The sequence below is a fragment of the Vibrio sp. 10N.261.51.C6 genome (genome assembly GCF_041471785.1).
Lineage (GTDB): Bacteria > Pseudomonadota > Gammaproteobacteria > Enterobacterales > Vibrionaceae > Vibrio > Vibrio crassostreae_C.
This window is the reverse complement of the sequence record NZ_JBFRPB010000146.1, coordinates 1-2,982: the sequence shown is the minus strand read 5'-3', so window position 1 is coordinate 2,982 and position 2,982 is coordinate 1. Positions and strand designations below refer to the sequence as shown.

General features: G+C 35.0%; 2 protein-coding genes. Both read right to left on the bottom strand.

Annotated features, from left to right (window positions below):
* Positions 1-440: 440 nt before the first annotated feature.
* Positions 441-1,937 (bottom strand): hypothetical protein, encoded by a 1,497-nt coding sequence (locus AB4375_RS21610; RefSeq protein ID WP_372052510.1) that lies wholly within the window; start codon positions 1,935-1,937, stop codon positions 441-443.
* A gap of 817 nt (positions 1,938-2,754) precedes the next feature.
* The coding region (locus tag AB4375_RS21605; protein ID WP_372052508.1) for a transposase at positions 2,755-2,982 on the bottom strand (228 nt) is incomplete at its 5' end.

The following is a 2,982-nucleotide window of genomic DNA, read 5'->3' as shown; positions in this document are numbered from 1 at the left end:
TTAATTTTCCGGATTGGTATCAAATGTTCTTTTACCAAACTCAAGACGAAAAAAAGCCCGCAGATTTCTCAGCGGGCTTTCTAATGGTGGTGGAGGGATAGGGATTTGAACCTTAGGTCTCGAATTCTACGCTATAAGCTCTTGATAAATAAGAGTAAATGTCACTAAATTGCAAATCGGTTAGCAATTGTCTTGCACGATTGACATTATACAAGAGATATCTATAAGTCAAGTAGCTTGTACGGGAAACAGACTAAAATATTAGCTCTCACACAATCATAGATTTGGGTAAAACAAGTACAAGGTAGATGCATACTAATGTAGTAATATACGATTAATCACAGATGCATTAGACAATACTTTCACGTCCAAAACAACATTGTTACTCCTTGAAGAAGGCATTCAATTCACTGGTATACATGTTCCCCAATAATCTGAAGTTAGGTAGTTAAAAATATTAGTGATTCAGGTTTTTCACGGATGCGTTTTTTCGCTTCAGTTAACCAAGGTGATATACATTCTGTCACACCAGTATCAAGTAAGTTTTGTTCAACGATTTCTACTATTCTTCCGTTGACTTGTTTGTGTTCACCTATACCCGCCTCAACAATTTCTCTTAAGTTCTCTCTTGTAGGGAATACGTCCAGGATGGACAAAAGTTGTACAGTGCCAGTATTAAGCCGTGCTTTGCCTGCTGTCTTGTCCCACAAAGAGCTTTGCATTGAGTCTGAATTAATAAACATCCCTATGCGTAGTAGCTTCTGACAACCTATTTCATCAGATTTAAATTTGTTTAAAAACTCAGAGTCAGCAACATTGCCTAATAGCTCTCTGGTAGATAGATTAACACTATCATTTTTAGATTGCTTTCCTATGTTTTTATATGCGACGAAATTTTTACCCCAAGTTTTAGTTAAACCGCACCATTTGTAACGATTTAATATTGGTTGTAGCCTAGAAAGCGAATAAATATGTGTAGCTCTACCAGAGTAAAGTGTATGATGTTCTGCCTGAATTCTCTGAGCTAAATCAATAGGGCTCTTTATTTTTTTGTTGGCATGAATTTTTAGAAGTTCCTCTGAAACTTCATCGTCGAATCCTTTACAATAATTATTAGTATCAAAAGAGTTTAAGTTGGCAGTCCACGCCGCTCTACATATCGGATTTCGCATCATTTCTAAAATACAGTCAGATAATGATTTTATAGACTGTTTTAACTTAACTTCCGCCTCTTCTTCTTTTTCGTCTAGTGTTAAGGTGTTATCTTCATATAAACTTCTTTTTAACGTTATCAAGTCATTCTCTATATCGACATAACTTAAGATTTTTTTGCTAGATCGTTGAGCCGAATATTGTAGAAAAGTATCAAACTCTCTAGTTATTGTAGCTATTAATGAGGGCTCTAGCACTTGCTTAGCATCAAAGTATCCTTTAATGATATCAAGGAATAATTTTTTTTGTTGTTCAAATTGAGAACTACTATTTGAAACCAATTTTTCTAGTCTATCATTTCTCTTCCTAATTAATTTGTTTGTTTCAGAATAACCCTTTTTGTTTTTCACAATAAAACCCACTTCATCAATGCGTAATTCTAACTCCCTAATACAATTGCTTAACTTCCAAAATAACTCACAGGCAGCGGATGATACTACTTGAGCTTCTGCAATGGTTTCATACTGAGCCTGCTGATGTGATATTGCATAACTCCGTTTTGCTAAAATAATAGCAACTAATGAGCCTGCTAATCCAACTGGTAAGCCAACAATAGATGTTAGTGCATCGGAGGATGGTGATATTGATACAAAGTATTCTTGGGGTATTATCATTATCAGAGCTGATAGAGATATTACTGCAATACTCATAGTAATGAAGAACAATACCCAGAACTTACCGTCTAATAAATCCTTATAAGAAAGTGATGAATCTTGTGTTTGCATTTATAAAGTAACCTTAATCTTGGGGTTAATATCAGGGCAAGTTAATGAGTTGGGCGATTTGTTAAAATAACCATGATTCATAACTATTCTCAATCGACTGCCGAACGCGGCTTGAACGAAATTCCACCACAGTAGACATCAATTAGATCACATATCATACTGTGTGATTGCATAACATTGACACTGTGTAAAATGTGAACATATGTGCTATTGCTCTGGGTTAATATCATTTTAGTATATCAGTTTTCTAAAGTATTGATTTGTAGTTGCCAGGAAGTGAAATGTTTTGTAACAGAACAAATTAACTATAATCGTTTAGGTTATATGCAATTGGCTTTGAATGATTATTTTTTGATGTTATTGTTAAATTCTCTTTATTTTACAAGAGGTACTTTTTCTAATGAAATTACTTCACTTCCCTTTGTGTCATTGTAACTATGAATAAGTAGGGAAAGAGAAAGCTAGTCATACATTAGGGGTCTTAACGATTTAATATTAAGATTGTGACGTTATAAAGCTTATTAAGTTGATGCTTTATTCAAAGTGGCATTGGTTACGGTGTTTTTCAAGGTAGTTGTCATCATTTGCTTACTTATTAAGCAGCTTCTCTTTCTGAATCTATGGAGAGCAAGTCATGTGCATGGAGGCACATTTTTATTTAAGTTACTTCAACTAGTGTCTATATTTAATCTAGCGAAGTAGGAGATAAATAAACGATACAAATCATGTCTCTACAGGTTATACCTATTGGTACAGTTCATAAATTAGTTATGTTGGTCCTTCTCCATATGCAGGGCGGGAGCATACTTTGATGGATTTATAACCCAAAGAAGACTCTAGCCCGATAATCGTCGTTCCATCCCGCTTTTTTCAACTTCACCTTTTGACTTGGCGCACCGCAATCACATTGCTTAAGCATGTTCATTACAAAGCGTCTGAACAACGCTATGTTCTCAACGGCACCATCCAAAGTGATTCGAAAGCTATCCTCTTTAAAAACAACATCTAATACGTAGTGTTGGCTGTGGTGAGTAGACCGCAGGAA